The following is a 21,137-nucleotide window of genomic DNA, read 5'->3' on the forward strand; positions in this document are numbered from 1 at the left end:
TCGTTAGTAGACGTCGCGCTGATAACGGCGATCAAGGCGTAATTCACTGAGATATTCGTCGGCAGTTTCCAGATCCATCACGCCGTATTCGGCGATGATTTCCAGTAACGCCTGTTCTACATCTTTCGCCATACGGTTAGCATCGCCGCAGACATACACGTGTGCGCCTTCCTGCAACCACTGCCAGACTTCAGCGCCCTGCTCGCGCAGTTTGTCCTGTACATACACTTTTTCAGCCTGATCCCGTGACCATGCCAGAGAGATATTGGTCAGCAAGCCGTCTTTCACGTAACGCTGCCACTCGACCTGATACAGGAAATCATCGGTAAAGTGCGGGTTGCCGAAGAACAGCCAGTTTTTGCCGGTGGCGCCGTCGTTATCACGCTGCTGAATGAAGGCGCGGAATGGCGCAATGCCGGTACCGGGCCCTATCATAATGACCGGCGTCTCCGGATTCGCTGGCAGACGGAAGTTGTCGTTATGCTCGATGAAGACTTTCACTTCACCGTCTTCTTCCAGACGATCGGCCAGGAAGCCGGACGCGCCACCAGAGCGCGGACGACCATCGATGTCATAACGCACCACGCCAACAGTAATATGGACTTCTGTTTCAGTTTCAGCCTGCGAGGAGGCAATCGAATACAGGCGCGGCGTCAGCGGACGCAGTAAATCCACCAGTTGCTGGGCATCCAGCTCAGTCGGTGCGCGGCGTACCATGTCAGCAAACGGCACGGTCTGGGCGTATTGCTGCAGCGCAGGCTTGTCAGCCAGCAGACCGGTCAGGTGTTCATCGCGGCACAGCGCGGCATATTTTTCGATAATCGGCGTGGTGTTTTGGGTCAGTTCGATGTGATGTTGCAGCGCTTCTGAAAGCGACAGTTTTTTGTCGTTCACCTCGACAATTTCATCGCCTTTCAGCCACAGCAGTTCAACGATTTCCTGCACCAGTTGCGGATCGTTTTCAAACCAGATCCCCAGCGCATCGCCCGGCTGGTAACGCAGGCCGGAATCACCGAGTTCGATTTCCAGATGACGCACGTCTTTATCAGAATCGCGGCCGGTAATTTTCTGGTTAACGGAAAGTGTCGCGGTCAGCGGCGCTTCTTTGGTGTAAGGGCTGCTGTCGACCTGATTCACACTGCCTGCCAGCGTCGGAGCCGCCTGCGCCCCGGTGTCAGCCGGTACGCGCTGTTTCAGCACATCGACAATACGCTTACGCCAGTTTTCGGCGGCTTCTTTATATTCCACATCAGCATCAACGCGGTCTAACAGGCGTTCTGCCCCCAGCTCGCCCAGACGGGTATCGAAATCTTTACCTGCCTGACAGAAGAATTCGTAAGAGGTATCACCCAGCGCAAACACCGCAAAAGCCGTGTCTTTCATTTGCGGGGCTTTTTTGGATTGCAGGAATTTGTGCAGCGCGACGGCTTCTTCAGCCTGTTCGCCTTCGCCTTGCGTGGAGGCCACGATCAGCAACAGCTTTTCCTGACCAATTTGTTTGAATTTATAGTCACCGGCATTCACCAGATTGACGTTAATTTTCGCGGCGATCAGGTCATCACGCAGTTGCTCGGCAACACGGCGGGCGTTACCCGTTTGCGAGGCGGAAATCAGAGTGACTGACGCGGCATTCTGTACCGGAGCAGGAGCTGCCACCGCACCCGGTTGCTGATTAACCATGCCCCAGAAATACCCTGACAGCCAGGCCATCTGAGTCGGTGAGTAATCACCAATCGCCGATTGAAGGCGGGCCATTTGCTCGGGGGTCAGCGGGAGCAGTGAAGTTGGAGGAGCCTGAGTCGTCATCGCGGTACGAATTCCCTTATGCAAAAGCAAGTCATCAATCCGGCCTCCGGCGCTTTTTACAGTATATGTTCGCGCGGGAAAAACCTTTCAGAGGATGTAGGTTAACGAGCAGGATAATAACAATTAAAGAAGTGATGGAAATAATAAATAACCAAAATGACTAAGAGGATTTAGAGGTAAGGTCTATCTGAAAAAGTGGTAAGGCATGATTTTTATCCTACTGAAATCGCTAAAAAATTTACCTCACTGCGAGCAGGCTCTTTGCAAAGTGCCGGATACATAAAGAAAAACCCCGCCGGAGCGGGGTGATGAATATTTTTCAGTACTCAGCTAAGCGTGACGATTTTAAAGATGAAAAGCGTTGTGCTGTTCAAACCAGGCGAACTGTCCGGCGGCAAATACTGACATTTTACTGCCACTGTGGCCGACATCTGACAGGTCCATAAAGTGCCAGTTAAACGGTGTGTTGTTCTGTTCAGCGCGTTGCTGGGAGGTGGTGAAATAACTCTCGGCGCGCTCCAGACGGTTTGTCCCCTGCGCCATCGCCTGCTTGGATTTGCGCAGCAGGCGGTTTTCCGGATCGTCGTCTTCAGCCCCCACGGCAATCAGCACCGGTTTGGCAAAGTAATCATTCAGTTGCTGCTGGCTGACCGCCACCGGCGCTTCGCGTAAACCGTAAGGCCAGCGCTGATCGGTATCCGGTAATGTCCACCAGCCTGCCGCCGCACAGACCGCGGCTTTCACATTCGGCTCAGGCAACAGCGTCAGCATGCGGTGTACAAACTGGCAACCCGCGCTGTTTCCAAATAAATAGTATTGTTTCTGGCTGGTGACGCCCTGCTTTTGCAGCGTCGTAAACAAGTTATCGACCATGCTGAACGCCCACTGCGATTTCGGCAAACGGTGATGGGTTTTGCTGTCGGTCAGATTACCGAGGTTATAGCCAGCGGCGCCGGGGAAATCCTGCTCGCTGAAATGCGGCACGACCACGCGCAGATGATACTGATCAGCAACGGTCATCCAGTCATTGCGGTAAGTCGCGGCATTACGGTCCACGCCGGTCATCACCATAACCACCGGCGTAGTCTCATCTGCACCGACAGGCTGATAGGTGAAAACTTCCAGCGGCTTTTTACCCGGTGCCAGTGCAATATGCATCACACCGGATCCCGGTGGGAAAACCAGAGGTGCTTTACTGACCGGAGTTTTGGCAACCGGAGAGGCTTTAACCGCGGGTTGAACCGGTTTAGCCGCAGCGGGGACGGACTGCTGAGGGGTGGCAGTGGTCTCTGCCTGAACACCAGCCGAGAACAACAACGCCAGAACAGCGCAACGAAGCACAGTAATCATTCACTATCTCAACAAGTTAGTTTCTACCGGCTCACTGTATGCCAGCAATGCGGGCGGAGTAAAGAGAGTAAAAGTCAGGATTTGGTGAAGAAAAGCGCAGTTAAGTCATGGCACGTAAGCCGGTATTCCGGTACTATGCCGCGTTTTTTCGAGCAACGAGACATGCCTCATGACCACCACATTATTTAAAGATTTTCAGTTTGAAGCCGCCCACCATTTACCGCATGTGCCCGCCGGGCATAAGTGCGGACGGTTGCACGGCCACTCTTTCACCGTCCGTTTAGAAATCACCGGTGAAGTGGATCCGCATACCGGCTGGGTGATGGATTTCGCCGAACTGAAAGCTGCGTTTAATCCGACTCTGGATCGTCTCGATCACTATAATCTGAACGACATTCCGGGCTTAGAAAACCCGACCAGCGAAGTGCTGGCCGCGTGGATCTGGAACGAGATGAAACCTAAGCTGCCACTGCTCAGCGCCGTGCGCGTGAAAGAAACCTGCACCGCGGGTTGCGTATATAAAGGTTAACTCAGCATATCTCTTATGCAATGTTGAGATACTTATGTGTCTGCATTGAAAGCCGCCAGTTCCTTGCAATGCAGGTCGCAATGCACAGTCTGGTGGCTTCTTCTTTTTGACTGATTGGCTGCAGGGCAATAATCCGCGCTTTGCTGTCAGTCAGTGTTTCCAGCAGGGCATCCAGAGCGTCGATATCACGCTGACGCGCCACCGGATGTTTCACTTCATCGGCGCGTTTCAGTGCCTGCGGCAGAATGTCGTAACCGCCACGCATATTCACTTTCGGGGAAACCGTCACCCAGGTATTCACCGAGCAACGGACTTCGTGCGTGCCGCTGGTTTCAATCTGGCAACTGAAGCCGCTCTTTTCCAGCAATGACGTCAGTTCAGTCAAATCGTAAATGCATGGCTCGCCGCCGGTGATCACCACGTGACGCGCGGTGTAACCTTGCTGCGCGATAACCTCGAGCAGTTGTTCTGAGGTGGCGTTACCCCAGGCATCACTCTCTTCGGTTTTGACCAGAATGCGCTGCATATCGACTTCCCGATCGGCAATTTTATCCCAGGTGTGTTTGGTATCGCACCAGCTGCAACCCACAGGACAGCCTTGCAGGCGAACGAAAATCGCCGGCACGCCGGTAAAATAGCCTTCCCCTTGCAGGGTTTCGAACATCTCATTAATCGGGTACTGCATCGGTTTCTCAGTCATCTCTAAAAAAATCAGCGCGCATTATCGCAGATCGCAGGCGCTGCGCCAAATACAGGGCGCAGCGGGAGTGTGTGCAAAAATGTTTATCAGCGCAAAGAGCGGATGGCGTCAGTAAAGCGTTGCGTGATCTGCTGCGGTCGGGTAATTGCACCACCGACCACAACGGAATGCGCCCCCAGCGCTAAACATCGCGCCGCCATTTCTGGGGTATCCACGTTTCCCTCGGCAATGACCGGCGTCGTGCACTGCGCCAGCACCTGACGCAGGAAAGCGAAGTCGTCATGCCAGAGTTTGCTGCCCTGCGTCTCCTGAGTATAGCCGTGCAATGTTGTCCCGATACAATCAAAACCTAAAGCCTGCGCGTTTTGCGCTTCTTCTAAGGTCGCGATATCCGCCATCAGCAACAGGGACGGAAACTCTTTACGAATGTGTTGCACCAGCGCCGCAAGTTGCAGTTCACCCGGACGCTGATGGAACGTGGCATCCATCGCGATCATGTCCGGCGCAACAGTCATCAGCTCACGGACTTCTTTCAGGGTTGCGGTGATATAGACATCGCTTGCGGGGTAATCACGTTTGATGATGCCGATAACCGGCAGCGGCACGGTAGCGCGGATGGCTTTCACATCTGCGACGCTGTTGGCGCGGATCCCCGCGGCACCGCCCTGCATAGCGGCCAGTGCCATACGGCTCATAATAAAATCGCTGTGCAGCGGTTCGTCATCCAGCGCCTGACAGGACACGATCAACTGTCCCCTGACGGTCGTTAACATTGACTGATTCATACTCCCAACATCTCCTCAATTTCATTTTTAATAATCGTGACATGCGGTCCGTAGATCACCTGAATACCGTTTCCGCGGATCAGCACGGCGCGTGCCCCGCTCGACTTCAGCTTGTTTTCATCCACTTCGCTAGCCTGATGAACGCTGATGCGCAAACGCGTTGCGCAGCAATCCAGCTCGGCGATATTGGCCGCGCCGCCCAGTGCTTCGATAATCAGTCCGGCGCGATCGGTCACGACGTTATCCTGCTGAATTTCAGCCTCATCACGCCCCGGCGTTTTCAGGTTGAAGCGCCTGATCAGGTAGCGGAAAGAGAAGTAATAAAGGGCAAACCACGGCACGCCGACCAGCGGGACTTACATCCAGTGCGTTTTGCTTTCGCCCTGTAAAACCCCAAACAGAATGAAATCGATAAAGCCGCCGGAGAAAGTTTGTCCGATGGTGATCTGCAAAATGTGGGCAATCATAAACGCCAGACCGTCGAATACCGCATGCAGGACATACAGCATCGGCGCGACAAACAGGAACGAGAACTCAATGGGTTCGGTGATCCCGGTCAGGAAGGAGGTCAGTGCCGCCGACAGCAGCAGCCCGGCGACGCGTTTTTTATTCTCAGGCCGCGCCGTGTGGTACATCGCCAGACACGCACCCACCAGACCAAACATCATGGTAATGAAGCGCCCGGACATAAATCGTGAAGTGCCGATATAAAACTGCTGCGTATTGGGGTCTGCCAGCTGGGCGAAGAAGATCCGCTGCGTGCCTTCCACCAGATGCCCGTTAATTACTTCGCTGCCGCCGAGTGCGGTGGTCCAGAAAGGCAGATAGAAAATATGATGCAGGCCGAACGGGCCGAGCATGCGCAGCACAAAACCGTAAATGAAGGTGCCAAGGTATCCCGTCGCATCCACCAGCCCGCCCATGCCAAAAATCACTTTCTGGAAATGTGGCCAGATGAAGAACATCAACGCCCCGACCACGATGGCCGCAACGGAGGAGATGATCGGCACAAAGCGGGAACCGCCAAAAAACCCGAGAAACTGCGGTAATTCGATTTTGTTGTAGCGCTGATGGAGCCACCACGTCACAAGACCGATCACCACGCCGCCAAATACGCCGGTTTCCAGCGTCTGAATGCCGAGCGCCATTCCCTGCCCGGCGGCACTGAGATTGGTGGTCACCAGTTGCCCTTTGAGGATCAGGATGGCGTTGATGGTGGCGTTCATCACCAGGTATCCGAGCAGCGCGGACAAACCTGCGGTTCCTTTATCACTGCGTGCCAGCCCGACGGCGACCCCGACGGCAAACAACACCGCCAGATTGGCAAAGACGATCGATCCGGCACTGGCCATGACGGTGAAAATCGCCTGCAAGGCCGGAATATTCAGAAACGGATATGCCGTTAAGGTATTGGGGTTGGAAAGCGCCCCGCCAATACCCAGCAGCAATCCGGCTGCGGGCAAAATAGCGATAGGCAACATGAAAGACTTGCCAAACTTTTGGGCTCTTTCGAACCACGCCCCGCCCCCTGAACCATTGAATATTGACATGAGATAACTCCGCGTTGTGTTGTTGTGATAATTATTTTCACCACACTATATAATTAAAATAATAATTACCATCAAATGTGCAACGTTATCCATATGGAATTCTTCTGGCGTTAACTGCGTCACATCAGCCAAACTAGTCAGGTCAATTATTCTGAGGAGAGCCGAGTGAGTCAGACCAAGGAAACAGGCACGCTGTTACTGCGAATGCGTCAGGGACTGGAGAATTACAGTCCGACGCTGCACAAGCTGGGCAGTTTTGTGCTGGAACAGCCGCAGCGCGTGCTTTACCTGACCATCACTGAACTGGCGCGTGAGAGTGATACCAGTGAAGCCAGCGTCACGCGGCTTTGCCGCCAGCTCGGTTGCAAAGGGTTTACCGAGTTTAAGATGGGCCTCGCGCTTGAGACGCGACAAAATCCGACATTGCCGTCCGCTGAAGGGAATGACGACGTTCAGACGCTGATCGAAGACAGCATCACTGCCCTGCGTGATACCGGAAAACTGCTCGATCGGCAGGTGCTGGCGGATGCCGCGTTTCGCATTCATAACGCGCGTTCCGTTCAGGTGTATGGTGTTGCAGCCAGCGCTATCGTGGCGGATTATCTGGGTTACAAGCTGCTGCGTCTGGGCAAAGCGTCGCAATGTTTCGCTGATATGCACCGCGCGGCGATGAATGCCGTGAGCCTGGATAGTCAGGATATTGTGGTCGTGATTTCCAGCTCAGGTTCCACTAAAGATGTGTTGCACGCCGCCGCACTGGCGAAGCGTCAGGGCACCACAGTCATCGGTATCAGCAATACGTTGCGCAGCCCGCTTTCCTCACTGGCCGATATTTTACTGGTGGCCGCCAAACCCGAAGGTCCGCTGACGGCGGGTTTACTGACGTCCAAAGTCGGCGGGATGCTGCTGGTGGAATTACTGATCAATCAGCTGTTAACGCACTCTCCGGATTATCTGCAAGCCAGCGAACACAGCGCGAGTGCCACGCTTTCTTTATTGCTGTAAGACGGAGATCTTAACGATCTCCCTGAATTGCAGACATAAAAAAACCCGCCGGAGCGGGTTTTTATGAAAGCGTTACGGGGCAGTAATTACTGACCTTTAACTTCTTTCAGACCGTTGAACGGAGCAGGAGTACCCGCAGCCGCCAGCGCTTCTTCGATACGGATCAGCTGGTTGTATTTAGCAACACGGTCAGAACGGCTCATAGAACCGGTTTTGATCTGGCCAGCAGCGGTACCCACAGCCAGGTCAGCGATGGTCGCATCTTCAGTTTCGCCTGAACGGTGAGAGATAACGGCAGTGTAGCCAGCGTCTTTCGCCATTTTGATCGCAGCCAGAGTTTCGGTCAGAGAACCGATCTGGTTGAATTTGATCAGGATGGAGTTAACGATGCCTTTGTCGATACCTTCTTTCAGGATCTTGGTGTTGGTGACGAACAGATCGTCACCGACCAGCTGGATTTTGTCGCCCAGAACTTTAGTCTGGTAAGCAAAGCCAGTCCAGTCAGACTCGTCCAGACCGTCTTCGATAGAAACGATTGGGTACTGTTTAGTCAGGTCTTCCAGGAAGTGAGTGAACTCTTCAGAAGTGAACGCTTTGTTGCCTTCGCCAGCCAGAACGTATTTGCCATCTTTGTAGAACTCAGATGCCGCACAGTCCATCGCCAGAGTGATGTCTTTACCCAGTTCGTAGCCTGCTGCTTTAACCGCTTCAGCGATGACAGCCAGCGCTTCTGCGTTAGAACCCAGGTTTGGCGCGTAGCCACCTTCGTCACCAACAGCAGTACCCATGCCTTTAGATTTCAGCACTTTAGCCAGAGTGTGGAACACTTCTGAACCCATGCGGATAGCTTCTTTCAGCGTTTTAGCGCCAACAGGCTGGATCATGAACTCTTGAATATCAACGTTGTTATCAGCGTGTTCGCCGCCGTTGATGATGTTCATCATAGGCAGTGGCATAGAGTATTTGCCTGGGGTGCCGTTCAGTTCTGCGATGTGTGCGTACAGTGGCAGACCTTTAGAAGCCGCAGCCGCTTTAGCAGCAGCCAGGGAAACAGCCAGAATCGCGTTAGCACCGAACTTAGATTTGTTCTCAGTACCGTCCAGATCGATCATGATCTTGTCGATGTTAGCCTGATCTTTCGCGTCTTTACCGGTTACAGCCTGAGCGATAGGACCGTTAACCGCAGCAACGGCTTTCAGTACGCCTTTGCCCAGGAAACGGGATTTGTCACCGTCACGCAGTTCCAGAGCTTCGCGGGAACCGGTAGAAGCACCTGATGGCGCAGCAGCCAGACCAACAAAACCACCTTCCAGATGAACTTCAGCTTCTACGGTCGGGTTACCACGGGAGTCGATGATTTCACGGCCGATAACTTTAACGATTTTAGACATTAAGATTTCCTCAGTACAAGTTAACTAAAGCTTCAGACAAGAGATGCGCCAATGGCGCATCTCTTCCCCGGTATTTTATTTTACCTGACGCTTCTGATACTCACCGGCAGCCTTCACGAAGCCTGCAAACAACGGATGACCATCACGCGGCGTTGACGTAAATTCTGGATGGAACTGACAAGCGACAAACCACGGATGGTTAGGCAGCTCGATGATTTCCACCAGTTGCTTATCGCCAGAGCGACCGGCTACGCGTAAACCTGCGGCTTCGATTTGTTTGAGCAGCATATTGTTCACTTCGTAACGGTGACGATGGCGTTCAACTATTGTCGGCTCGCCGTACATCTCACGAACCAGGCTACCGTCGTTCAGGTGACATTGCTGTCCGCCCACACGCATGGTGCCGCCTAAATCACTGTCTTCGGAACGTACTTCGACGTTACCTTCTTCATCGCGCCATTCGGTGATGAGTGCAACCACCGGGAACTTACAGTCTGGCACAAATTCGGTGGAGTTGGCGTTCTCCATACCCGCAACGTTACGGGCGAACTCAATCAGCGCAACCTGCATACCCAGACAAATGCCCAGATAAGGAATGTTATTTTCACGTGCATAACGCGCCGTTGCCACTTTCCCTTCCACACCACGGTAGCCGAAGCCACCCGGGATAAGGATCGCGTCCAGGCCTTTCAGCACCTCGACACCACGGGTTTCGACATCCTGAGAATCGATAAGTTTAATGTTCACGGTCAGACGATTTTTCAGGCCGCCGTGTTTGAGCGCTTCAATCACAGATTTATAAGCATCTGGCAGCTCAATGTACTTACCGACCATGCCGATAGTCACTTCACCGCCCGGATTGGCTTCTTCGTAAACAACCTGTTCCCATTCGGACAAGTTGGCTTCCGGTGCGTTGATGCTGAAACGTTTACAAATATAGTCGTCCAGACCCTGAGATTTCAATAGGGCCGGGATTTTATAAATAGAATCAACGTCTTTAAGGGAGATAACCGCTTTTTCCGGCACGTTACAGAACAACGCAATTTTCGCGCGTTCGTTGGCAGGCACTGCGCGGTCAGAACGGCAAATCAGCACGTCCGGCTGGATACCGATAGACAGCAGTTCTTTTACAGAGTGCTGGGTCGGTTTGGTTTTCACTTCACCGGCTGCCGCCATGTAAGGCACCAGTGTCAGGTGCATATACAGCGTGTGCTCACGGCCCACTTCAACCGCCATCTGACGAATCGCTTCCAGGAACGGCAGGGATTCGATATCACCGACAGTACCGCCAATTTCAACCAGCACGACATCGTGGCCTTCGCCGCCTTCAATGATGCGTTCTTTGATGTTGTTGGTGATGTGCGGGATAACCTGGATGGTTGCGCCGAGATAGTCGCCACGGCGCTCTTTGCGCAGCACGTCGGAATAAATACGGCCCGTGGTGAAGTTGTTGCGACGAGTCATCTTGGTGCGGATGAAGCGCTCGTAGTGACCCAGATCGAGATCGGTTTCAGCGCCATCTTCGGTAACGAAGACTTCGCCATGTTGAGTTGGGCTCATCGTACCCGGATCCACGTTGATATACGGGTCCAGTTTCATGATGGTCACGTTGAGGCCACGGGCTTCGAGAATAGCCGCCAGAGAGGCTGCGGCAATGCCTTTACCCAGAGAGGATACGACCCCGCCGGTCACAAAAATATAATTAGTTGTCATGCTGAACCTGAGAGGTTAGGTTTAAAGATGATGGAGTAACCAAGACGGGAAAACAGTATACCGGAACCTTGTGTGCGCCACAAATAAACGTTTTGCTGTCCATCATCGTTTTCCTTACCGTCAGTTCAGAAGGGTTAACCCTGCCAGCGCTGTTCTTTCATTCGTTCAAAAACAAACAGTTAGCTTGTAAAAAGTGCTGTGTTGTTCGCATGACGCACTAAAACATCTTAGATTTCAATTTGTTGGACTTTACTGCTCTCAGATCAGCCGGTTAAGCACTGAATGACATTGAGCTTAACCGTTTCAGCAGATTCAGATCTTGTTTCCGATCAAAGTCGGAGAGCTAACTCAGCCTTCCTGCTTTTTCACCTGCTGCCAGGCGTCTTCCATCTGCTCAAGTGTAGCATCTTCCATGTTTAAGCCTTTTCCACGGATAATTTCCTCGACCTGCCTGAAACGGCGCTCAAACTTGCGGTTGGCCGCCTGCAACGCATCTTCCGCTTTGTGGCCTAAATGGCGGGAAAGATTCACCGTCGCGAACAGCAGGTCGCCGATTTCCTCGCCGAGCTTTTCTTCATCGATCACTGCCTGACGCGCTTCAAACATCACTTCGTCGATCTCTTCGTAGACTTTGTCGAGCACCGGCCCGAGTGTGGTCCAGTCGAACCCGACATTCGAACAACGTTTCTGAATTTTGTGTGCTTTCATCAGCGCAGGCAACGCGGAAGGAATGTCATCAAGCGCCGAATGCAGGGATTTCTCCGCCCGCTCTTGTGCCTTACGCGCTTCCCATTTGACCAGCACATCCTGACTGCTGGCGTCTTTCGACCAGGCCGCTTCCTGCCCAAAGATTTGCGGATGGCGGCGCTCTAATTTGTCCGAAATAGCATTGCAGATATCGTCAAACTCAAACAGCCCTTGTTCGCTGCCCATCTGCGCGTAAAACACCACCTGAAACAGCAGATCACCCAGTTCGTCGCGCACATCGTCGTAATCTTTGCGGGCGATGGCATCCAGCACTTCGTAGGTTTCTTCCAGCGTGTACGGGGCAATCGTCTCGAAAGTTTGCTCTTTATCCCACGGGCAGCCCGCTTCAGGGTCGCGCAGGGTTTTCATAATGGTGAGCAGGCGTTGTAAAGAAGAGTCGGTCATAGGATCTGTCCGTTTTAAAAGAGATGAGTCAAAAACATAAAAGAAAAGGCCCGACTGGCGGGCCTTATAAGCGTTTGATCAGCTGCCGTGAAGCCGCTTGGCTTCAATTACATCCGGCAACTGGTTCAGTTTGGCAATCACACGTCCCAGCACCTGCGGGTTGTAGATTTCGATATCCATGTCGATAGTCGCCAGTTGCTGGCGTGTGTCGCTGCGGCTGGCAACACCGAGTACGTTCACTTTTTCATTGGCAAGAATCGTGGTGATATCACGCAGCAGGCCGCTGCGGTCGTTAGCCACCACACGTACCACCAGTGAATACCCGCTGGAGTAACTTTCGCCCCATACGGCATCGACCACACGTTCCGGCGCATTCGAACGTAAATCTTCCAGTTGATCACAGTCGGCACGGTGGATGGAAATCCCGCGGCCCTGAGTGATGTAACCGACGATTTCGTCGCCCGGGATCGGCTGACAACAGCGCGCAATGTGGTGCATCAGATTACCGACACCTTCAACCACCACGCGGCCATTGTCTTTGGTACGGGTCGGTGGCGGTGTGGTTTTCTGCGTCAGCTGGCGCAAAGCTTCTTTATCCAGCTCTTCCGCACTCGGCTTTTTCAGCTGCGATTGCAGGAAGTTCACCATCTGATTCAGACGGATATCGCCGTTACCGATTGCGGCCAGCACTTCATCCAGCGAGTTGACGTTGTAGCGCGGCAGCAGCAGTTTCTCGGCATCTTTGATGCTGATATCCAGTCTGTCCAGCTCGTCATCGAGGATTTGTTTACCGGCAATAATGTTCTTATCGCGATCCTGTTTACGGAACCAGTTTTGAATTTTCGAGCGCCCGCGGCTGGTCGTGACGTAACCCAGACTTGGGTTCAGCCAGTCGCGGCTTGGGTTCGCATGCTTCTGGGTGATGATTTCAATCTGATCGCCCATATGCAGCTGATAGGTGAACGGCACGATGCGGCCGCCAATTTTCGCCCCGATACACCGGTGCCCCACATCACTGTGGATGTGATACGCAAAGTCGAGCGGCGTGGAGCCCATCGGCAGGTCGATCACGTCGCCTTTTGGCGTAAACACGTAGACGCGATCGTCGAACACCTGGCTGCGCACTTCGTCGAGCATTTCGCCCGAATCGGCCATTTCTTCCTGCCACGCGATAAGTTTTCGCAGCCAGGCAATACGACCTTCGTAGCCCCCGCTGCGGCCACCGACCACAGCGGTGCCTTCTTTGTATTTCCAGTGCGCCGCGACGCCCAGCTCAGCATCTTCATGCATCTGACGCGTACGGATCTGCACTTCCAGCGTTTTCCCACGCGGCCCCAGCACCACGGTGTGAATCGACTGATAACCGTTCGGTTTCGGGTTGGCGACATAATCGTCGAACTCATCCGGCAGATGGCGGAAATGAGTGTGCACAATCCCTAATGCGGCGTAACAATCCTGTAAACGCTCCACCACAATACGCACGGCACGCACGTCGAAGAGTTCGTCGAAGGACAGGGATTTCTTCTGCATCTTGCGCCAGATGCTGTAGATATGCTTGGGACGGCCGTAAACATCAACTTTGATGCCCTCTTCGGCCATCGCATTTTTAACGGTCGAGACAAAATCGTCGATGTACTGCTCACGGTCGATACGGCGTTCATGCAACAGTTTGGCAATGCGTTTGTATTCGTCAGGATGCAGATAACGGAAGCAGAAATCTTCCAGCTCCCATTTCAACTGGCCGATACCCAGACGGTTAGCCAGCGGCGCATAAATATTGGTACATTCTTTGGCCGCCAGTACGCGCTCTTCTTCCGGCGCATCTTTCACTTCGCGCAGATGAGCGATACGTTCAGCCAGTTTCAGCACCACGCAGCGGAAATCTTCCACCATCGCCAGCAGCATGCGGCGGACGTTGTCCACCTGCTCGGAAGCCATGGAATCGTTTTGCGTGGCTTTCAGCTGGCGGATGGCATCCATATCACGCACGCCATGTACCAGATCAGTAATGGCTTTACCGAACTGTTGGGTCAGGGTGTCTTCATCAATGATGCCGTCATCAACCAGCGGAAACAGCAGCGCCGCGCGCATACTGTCGTTATCCATGCTGAGGGTCGAGAGGATTTCAACCATCTCCAGACCGCGCCATAGCAGCAGCGAGGCGTCAGGATGGCCCTGCGTTTGTTGCTCGCAGTAGCGCCAGGTTTCGGCTAAACGCTCACATGATTGCTGGCTGGACAGTCCTAAACTATTGATCCAGTCGTCGAGCGCGAACTCGCCAGCCGTGTTCAGATGTGCACTTCTTACCGCAACCATACCCTCTCCCTACGTTTCTGACACAACACCTGTGTCAGACGGGTTGATAAACAGAGCCATCGATTCAAGGTGACCGGTGTGCGGGAACATATCCAGCATACGCACCCCGGCCAAACGATAACCCGCCTCCAACAAAATTTTACTGTCCCGCGCCAATGTTGTGGGGTTGCATGACACATACACCACACGCGCCGGGGCAAGCTTAACAATATGCGTCATCACGCCAGCAGCGCCACCCCGGGCCGGGTCCAGCAAGATTTTATTGAAACCTTGTGCCGCCCAGGGTTGTTTACTGACATCATCTTCCAGATTCTCATGGAAGAAGGACACATTCTCTAATCCATTATTCCGGGCATTATCTTGCCCATTCGCCACCAGTGTAGCAACACCTTCGACGCCGACAACCTGGTTAGCTCTTTTTGCCAGCGGAAGGGTAAAATTCCCCATCCCGCAGAACAAATCCAGCACGCGATCTTCCGGCGTCAGTTCCAGCCAGTCCAGGGCCTGCGCCACCATTTGCTGGTTAACGGCGTCATTCACCTGAATAAAATCGCGCGGGCCAAATTTCAGATTCAAACCATCAATCTGATAATAAGGGGGTTCGCCGCACAAAGGCTCCAGAGTCTCGCTGTCAGGCGCCAGAAAAATCGTTAACTGATGTTGCGCCGCAAACGCCGTCAGGCGCGCACGATCGGCTTCACTGAGCGGATCAAGATGACGCAGCACCAACAGCGGGCCGTTATCCGCCAGCACCATTTCCAGATGCCCGAGGCGTTTCGCCGCCGATAATGACGACAAACATTCCTGCACCGGCACCAGCAGTTGCTCCAGCTCAGGCCGCAGCACCGGGCAACGGGTAATCGCCACCAGATCGTTGGAGCCTTCCTGACGGAACCCCATCACCAGCGGGCCGCTGACGGCACCGGCTTTACGCCCCGGTTTAACGCCCGCAATTTGCAATCCCAGACGCGCACGACGGCGGTAACCGTATTGCGGACCGGCAATCACTGGCAGCGGATCCGCCAGAATACCGGTTTCGCGGGAAATCAGGCGTAATAACGCCGCTGATTTACTGCGCTGTTGCAGTGCCTCGCTGGCGTGCTGCTGTTGACACCCGCCGCAAGTGGAATAGTGCGGACACAGCGGTTTTACCCGATCGTCGCTGGTGGTCAGCAAACGCTTCAGCTTACCTTTGGCGTACTTGCTTTTATCTTCTGTTAAAGTGACTTCGGCCTGTTCGCCGGGCAGTAAACCACTGACAAATACGGCTTTGCCATTGTGGCGTGCCACACCTTGCCCGAAAGTATCAAGGTCGGTGGCGGTCACAGTTATCGTTTGCCGGGTCGTCACGCGACGGTTCGGAGAGTAGAATTGAGCCATTATTGTCGATTACACGCTGGTTTATTAAGCTTACTTTAGCTAATTCTCCCACATTGGAACCTCATGACCAAATATAGCCTTCGCGCACGGATGATGATCCTGATCCTGGCACCGACATTAATGATCGGTTTGCTGCTCAGCACCTTCTTTGTGGTGCACCGCTACAACGAGTTGCAGAACCAGCTGACAGAAGCCGGAGCCAGTATTATCGAGCCTCTGGCAGTCGCAAGCGAATATGGCATGACGTTCCGGGAACGCGAACCGGTGAAACGGCTGATCAGCCGTCTGCACCGTAATCACTCTGATATTGTACGCAGCATCAGTGTGTTTGATGGCGAGAACAAACTGTTTGCCAGTTCGACCAGCCAGCATGACGACAGTCCGTTGCAGGTAAAACGCATCGAAGACATTCCGCGCGAGCTGACGAAAACCCGTTCCGGCGATGTGCTGATCCTGCGCACGCCCATTCAGGCTGAAAACCATACGGAAGCGGATGACGAAACCTTCAGTGCCTCGCCGGACAACCGGCTGGGTTATATCGCCATTGAACTGGATTTACGTTCGGTAAAACTGGCGCAATATCAGGAAGCGTTCGTATCCACCATGCTGTTATTGCTGTGTCTGGGTATCGCCACGCTGTTCGCTTACCGCCTGATGCGCGACGTAACAGGACCGATCCGTAACATGGTGAATACCGTTGACCGCATCCGCCGCGGGCAGCTCGACAGCCGCGTGGAAGGCAACATGCCGGGCGAACTGAGCATGCTGAAAAACGGCATTAACTCGATGGCGATGTCGCTGACGGCCTACCACGAAGAAGTGCAGCAGAATATCGATCAGGCAACGTCAGACCTGCGCGAAACGCTGGAGCAGATGGAAATCCAAAACGTCGAGCTGGATCTGGCGAAGAAACGTGCCCAGGAAGCGGCGCGTATCAAATCTGAATTCCTGGCGAACATGTCCCACGAGCTGCGAACACCGCTCAACGGCGTGATCGGCTTTACCCGCCAGACACTGAAAACACCGCTTTCGCCAACGCAGGCGGACTATCTGCAAACCATTGAGCGCTCCGCGAATCACCTGTTAACCATCATTAATGACGTGCTGGATTTCTCCAAGCTGGAAGCTGGCAAACTGGTGCTCGAGCATATTCCGTTCTCGCTGCGTGAAATGCTCGATGAAGTGGTTATTTTGCTGGCGCACACCGCGCATGATAAAGGTCTGGAACTGACGCTGAACGTCCACAACAACGTGCCGGAAAACGTGCTGGGCGATCCGATGCGCATGCAGCAAGTGGTGACTAACTTGCTGGGAAATGCGATTAAATTTACTGAAACCGGCAACATCGATATCAATGTCGAGCTGCGTTCGCAGAACAATTTGCAGGTGGAACTGGAAGTGCAGATCCACGATACCGGCATCGGGATTTCCGAACGTCAGCAGTCGCAATTGTTCCAGGCTTTCCGTCAGGCTGATGCCAGCATTTCGCGCCGACATGGCGGCACCGGATTAGGGCTGGTGATCACCCAGCGTCTGGTGAAAGAAATGGGCGGAGACATCAGTTTCTACAGCCAGCTGAACCGCGGTTCGACCTTCTGGTTCCACGTCACGCTCGAGCTGAATGAAAACCGTCATATTACGCCGGTTTCCATGAATCATCTTGAAGGCAAACGTCTGGCCTATGTTGAAGCCAATCCGGCGGCGGCGAAAGCCACGATGGAAATCCTGCAGGCCACACCGCTGGATATCACACATCGCACCACGCTGGCTGCGCTTCCTGAGCCATGGTACGACATCATGTTGTGCAGCATTCCGGTCAAACCGGATCAGGTTCTGGCGGACTACGAGGGTAAATTGCAGAAAGTGCTGGGCATGACACAGCACCTTCTGCTGGCGCTGCCGAGTCAGTTCCAGGTGGATGCCGAAGAATTGAAAAGGCGTGGCGTTCAGGCCTGTCTGATTAAACCGATGTCGAGTATCCGCCTGCTGCCGCTGTTGTTACATGAACAACAGGCTTCCGTCAGGGTGATCGGTAACGACGAAGATAAAACCTCGCGTCTGCCGCTGACCGCCATGGCGGTGGATGACAATCCGGCAAACCTCAAACTGATTGGCGCCTTGCTGGAAGAACTGGTGGAAACCACCGTGCTTTGTCACAGCGGTGAAGAAGCCATCGATGTCGCACGTCATACCGATCTGGATATTATTCTGATGGATATTCAGATGCCCGATATCGACGGCATTCGCGCCAGCGAAATCATCCACCAGATGGCGCGCCATGCCAAAACGCCGGTGGTGGCCGTCACCGCCCACTCGCTGAGCGGCGAGCGTGAACAGTTACTGAAACTGGGGATGGACGATTACCTGTCTAAACCCATTGATGAAAGCATGCTGAAAAATGTTCTGTCGCGCCATCATCAGCATCAGACACAGCTGGATTCACCGTTGCAGGCCAGCGAGTCACTCGCGCCGATCAGCACACTCGACTGGCAACTGGCACTGAGTCAGTCAGCCAATAAAGTCGCGCTGGCGCAGGATTTGCTGCAAATGCTGGTGGAGTTTCTGCCGCAGGTGGCAGAACGGGTGGAAGCCGTCACGCGTGGCGAACCGGACGACGATATTCTGGCGCTGATCCACAAGCTTCATGGCAGTTGCAGCTACAGCGGCGTACCGCGTCTGAAACGACTGTGTTTCTACATTGAACAACAGCTTCGTCAGGGCGTCAGCGTGGAAACGCTGGAACCGGAATGGTTTGAACTGCTTGATGAAATTGACAACGTGAAGCGCGCAGCAGTGGCGTATTTACCGAGGTAGTCATTAAAAAGATTAACGCCCGGCATCGTCCGGGCGTTTTCGTGTCGTCAGAACCAGGTCGTCACCGCGCCGGTCACATCCCACTGTTCATTCACCAGCAACAACTGACGCCATTTGTCGAACGTCAGGCACGGATGACAGATATCAAACACCAGCATGTCGCCGACTTTCAAATCCGCATCTTCCGGGATCGACATAAACGCATGCTGATCCATCATCGCGAATACTTTCCAGTCGTCAGGCGCGGGCACCACCGTGGTGTATCCGGCCTGTGTGGCGCTGCGCGGACGAAAATGTCCGGCCGCTTTCGGGTATCCGGCATCATAACCGGCATCACGTTTGCCGAACGCAATAATGGCCCTGCCCGGTTCCGGCAACGACTGCACGGCTGCCCAGACCTGCAACGCTGGCTGTAAACTGCTGTTCATTTCACGCGCCACCGGATTGCTGGTTTGCATGCGTTCCAGCGCCGCCTGATACGCGCCAACGTCGTGTGTCACGTAACAACCGGAACGCAGAATGATATCCAGCACGTAGCGTTTTTCTGCATCAAGATGGGTTTCTTCCCGCGTCAGTTCCTCGGCAACCACATCGAACCAGGCGGAACCTGCACCGGTCAAAATCACCTGGGGTTCAGCAAATTCTCCGGCCTGCGCCAGCGCTTCGGTACGTGTCATCACGTGACGCAGGAAACGGCGGATCACCGCTTCATCATTGCTCACGCCTTCATAAAGCTCGACGCCGACCAGCGCCAGTGACTGCGGCCAGCGCTTCACCGCCGCCAGTACGTCGGCTTCCTGTTGTTCGGTGCGAATACCGGTGCGCCCGCCCGTTATGCCGTACTCAAACATCACCCGCAGTTTCTGTCGCTGGCTGGCGAAATAGTGCCCGAGCGCATCGGCGTTCTCAGCAGAATCCACGATGCAGGTAAAATCAAATGCCGGGTCATCACGCAGCAACCCGGCAATGATTGCCATGTTGCCTTTCCCCACCAGCTGATTCGCCATGATCACTTTGCGCACACCGTGCCGGAACGCGGCATTAACCTGCGGTGCCGTTGCCAGCGTGATGCCCCATGCGCCGAATTCCAGCTGCATCTGATACAACTCAGGGCTCATGGTGGTTTTGCCGTGCGGTGCCAGTTTGAGCTGATAACGCTGGATAAATTCACGCATCCAGGAAAGGTTGTGTTCGATTCTCTCTTCGAGCAGCACCGCCACCGGCAGGCTGACGTCTTCACGCAGGATATTCCAGCCCTGTTCACGGATATCGCGCATGCGCGCACCGTCACTCAGCGGCCCCAGCCCTTTCGTTTGCGTATTAACTGGCTGCTGTGAAAAATCGATCTCTGACATACGTGTTTTCTCATTGGCGAATGTCTTTAAAACCTAACGTAAAACCGAGGGAAATAAAATACAAAAACCGGCGCAGGCTGGGCCTGAACACCGGTTTTATATCCTGAGTGCTGTCGGTTAAAGCTTTTGCGATAACTTAATAGTGGCGGCAATATTTCGTGCTGATTTACGCAAGTTGTCTGCGGCGTTTTTCAGGGCATCATCGAGCGTACAAATGCTGTAGAGCACGCTGAAAACAGCATCCAGACCATGGTCGTAAACGACATCAACATCTTTTGTCAGACTGCCGGCAATACCAATCACGGGCTTGTTGTAACGTTTAGCCACCCGTGCCACACCAATTGGCACTTTGCCATTGATGCTCTGACTGTCAATCCGCCCTTCACCGGTAATCACCAGCGTGGCATCTTTCACCAGTTCATCCAACCCCAGCGCATCGGTGACGATCTCAATGCCCTGGCGCAGTTCGGCATGACAGAACCCGTAAAGTGCCGCTCCCATGCCACCGGCAGCACCGGCTCCGGGAACATGCTCAACGTCGATACCCAGATCCTGTTTGATCACCCGGGCGTAATGATGCAGATAGCCGTCGAGCTGTTCGATCATCTCCGGTGTTGCCCCTTTTTGCGGGCCAAAGATGGCAGAAGCTCCGTCTTTGCCGGTCAGCGGATTCGTGACGTCACAGGCCACTTCAAAGCGGCATGTTTTAATTCGCGGATCCAACCCGCTGATATCAATGTGGTGCAGTTTTTCCAGCTCGCCTCCGCCCTGACCAATAGATTTGCCATCTTTGGTCAGCAACTTCGCGCCCAGCGCCTGCATCATGCCAGCGCCACCATCGTTGGTAGCGCTGCCACCAATCCCGATAATGCAGTGTTTTACGCCGTGGCCGAGAGCAGAATGGATCAGTTCCCCTGTACCATACGACGTGGTTTTCAGCGGATTACGTTGCGCCGGAGGAACACTTTCCAGCCCGCTGGCCGCCGCCATTTCGATGAAAGCGATTTTCTCATCACCTGAAAGGCCAAAAAACGCTTCAAGCGGGGTGCCCAGTGGTCCGGTGACATTCACCTTCACCACACGCCCACCGGTAGCCGCCACCATGGCTTCCACCGTGCCTTCGCCGCCATCGGCAACCGGCAACTTGACGTACTCCGCCTCGGGGAAAATCTCACGGAACCCACTCTCGATGGCTTTTGCCACATCCAAAGCAGACAAACTTTCTTTGTATGAATCCGGTGCGATCACTATTTTCATAAAGTCATTACCTTCATAAACTGCACGCGCCGAT

14 protein-coding genes and 1 pseudogene are annotated in these 21,137 nt (G+C 53.9%); 3 read left to right on the plus strand and 12 right to left on the minus strand.

Going from position 1 to position 21,137, the window contains the following annotated elements; all coding sequences use genetic code 11:
* Positions 1–3 precede the first annotated feature (3 nt).
* A complete protein-coding gene (cysJ, locus tag AC1DUO_RS05725) occupies positions 4–1,806 on the minus strand; it encodes an NADPH-dependent assimilatory sulfite reductase flavoprotein subunit (protein WP_112152122.1) in 1,803 nt (600 codons plus the stop codon).
* 345 nt (positions 1,807–2,151) lie between these two features.
* On the minus strand, positions 2,152–3,156 hold the full coding sequence (locus AC1DUO_RS05730; protein ID WP_112152121.1) for a hypothetical protein: 1,005 nt from the start codon (positions 3,154–3,156) through the stop codon (positions 2,152–2,154).
* Positions 3,157–3,325: 169 nt separating this feature from the next.
* Between AC1DUO_RS05730 and queD the strand changes: the two genes are divergently transcribed.
* A complete protein-coding gene (gene queD, locus AC1DUO_RS05735) occupies positions 3,326–3,685 on the plus strand; it encodes a 6-carboxytetrahydropterin synthase QueD (protein ID WP_013574001.1) in 360 nt (119 codons plus the stop codon).
* A gap of 13 nt (positions 3,686–3,698) precedes the next feature.
* On the opposite strand, the gene queE is transcribed toward queD, so the two are convergent.
* The 3 genes and pseudogenes from queE to AC1DUO_RS05750 all read right to left on the minus strand — a co-directional run bounded on the left by queE (position 3,699) and on the right by AC1DUO_RS05750 (position 6,720).
* Complete coding sequence (gene queE / locus AC1DUO_RS05740; RefSeq protein WP_013574000.1) at positions 3,699–4,370, minus strand: 7-carboxy-7-deazaguanine synthase QueE; 672 nt, start codon at positions 4,368–4,370, stop codon at positions 3,699–3,701.
* A gap of 101 nt (positions 4,371–4,471) precedes the next feature.
* A complete protein-coding gene (locus AC1DUO_RS05745; protein ID WP_173362081.1) occupies positions 4,472–5,158 on the minus strand; it encodes an N-acetylmannosamine-6-phosphate 2-epimerase in 687 nt (228 codons plus the stop codon).
* An 8-nt stretch (positions 5,159–5,166) separates the two neighbouring features.
* Positions 5,167–6,720 (minus strand): annotated as a pseudogene (locus AC1DUO_RS05750) (PTS transporter subunit EIIC).
* A gap of 204 nt (positions 6,721–6,924) precedes the next feature.
* Here AC1DUO_RS05750 and AC1DUO_RS05755 point away from each other — a divergent pair.
* Positions 6,925–7,725, plus strand: a complete 801-nt coding sequence (locus tag AC1DUO_RS05755; protein ID WP_183065404.1) for a MurR/RpiR family transcriptional regulator — start codon at positions 6,925–6,927, stop codon at positions 7,723–7,725.
* A gap of 86 nt (positions 7,726–7,811) precedes the next feature.
* Here the strand turns inward: AC1DUO_RS05755 and eno are convergent, their stop codons facing one another.
* The 5 genes from eno to rlmD all read right to left on the minus strand — a co-directional run bounded on the left by eno (position 7,812) and on the right by rlmD (position 15,677).
* A complete protein-coding gene (eno, locus tag AC1DUO_RS05760; RefSeq protein ID WP_013573995.1) occupies positions 7,812–9,116 on the minus strand; it encodes a phosphopyruvate hydratase in 1,305 nt (434 codons plus the stop codon).
* A gap of 75 nt (positions 9,117–9,191) precedes the next feature.
* Complete coding sequence (gene pyrG, locus AC1DUO_RS05765) at positions 9,192–10,829, minus strand: glutamine hydrolyzing CTP synthase (protein ID WP_013573994.1); 1,638 nt, start codon at positions 10,827–10,829, stop codon at positions 9,192–9,194.
* 348 nt (positions 10,830–11,177) lie between these two features.
* Positions 11,178–11,981, minus strand: coding sequence for a nucleoside triphosphate pyrophosphohydrolase (mazG, locus tag AC1DUO_RS05770; RefSeq protein ID WP_013573993.1), 804 nt, complete (start codon positions 11,979–11,981; stop codon positions 11,178–11,180).
* A 78-nt stretch (positions 11,982–12,059) separates the two neighbouring features.
* On the minus strand, positions 12,060–14,297 hold the full coding sequence (gene relA / locus AC1DUO_RS05775; protein ID WP_013573992.1) for a GTP diphosphokinase: 2,238 nt from the start codon (positions 14,295–14,297) through the stop codon (positions 12,060–12,062).
* A 9-nt stretch (positions 14,298–14,306) separates the two neighbouring features.
* Positions 14,307–15,677, minus strand: a complete 1,371-nt coding sequence (gene rlmD, locus AC1DUO_RS05780) for a 23S rRNA (uracil(1939)-C(5))-methyltransferase RlmD (RefSeq protein WP_119261242.1) — start codon at positions 15,675–15,677, stop codon at positions 14,307–14,309.
* A gap of 63 nt (positions 15,678–15,740) precedes the next feature.
* Here rlmD and barA point away from each other — a divergent pair, with 63 nt between their 5' ends.
* Positions 15,741–18,491, plus strand: a complete 2,751-nt coding sequence (barA, locus tag AC1DUO_RS05785; protein WP_013573990.1) for a two-component sensor histidine kinase BarA — start codon at positions 15,741–15,743, stop codon at positions 18,489–18,491.
* A 47-nt stretch (positions 18,492–18,538) separates the two neighbouring features.
* On the opposite strand, the gene AC1DUO_RS05790 is transcribed toward barA, so the two are convergent.
* Both AC1DUO_RS05790 and AC1DUO_RS05795 read right to left on the minus strand, forming a co-directional pair.
* Positions 18,539–19,846: an amino acid deaminase gene (locus AC1DUO_RS05790; RefSeq protein ID WP_112152115.1), complete on the minus strand. Its 1,308-nt coding sequence runs from the start codon at positions 19,844–19,846 to the stop codon at positions 18,539–18,541.
* 117 nt (positions 19,847–19,963) lie between these two features.
* The gene (locus AC1DUO_RS05795; RefSeq protein WP_013573988.1) at positions 19,964–21,103 is read right to left on the minus strand and encodes a glycerate kinase; all 1,140 of its coding nucleotides are present in this window, start codon (positions 21,101–21,103) and stop codon (positions 19,964–19,966) included.
* Between the last annotated feature and the right edge of the window lie 34 nt (positions 21,104–21,137).

The sequence above is a fragment of the Rahnella sp. P4_A8 genome, from assembly GCF_056402435.1.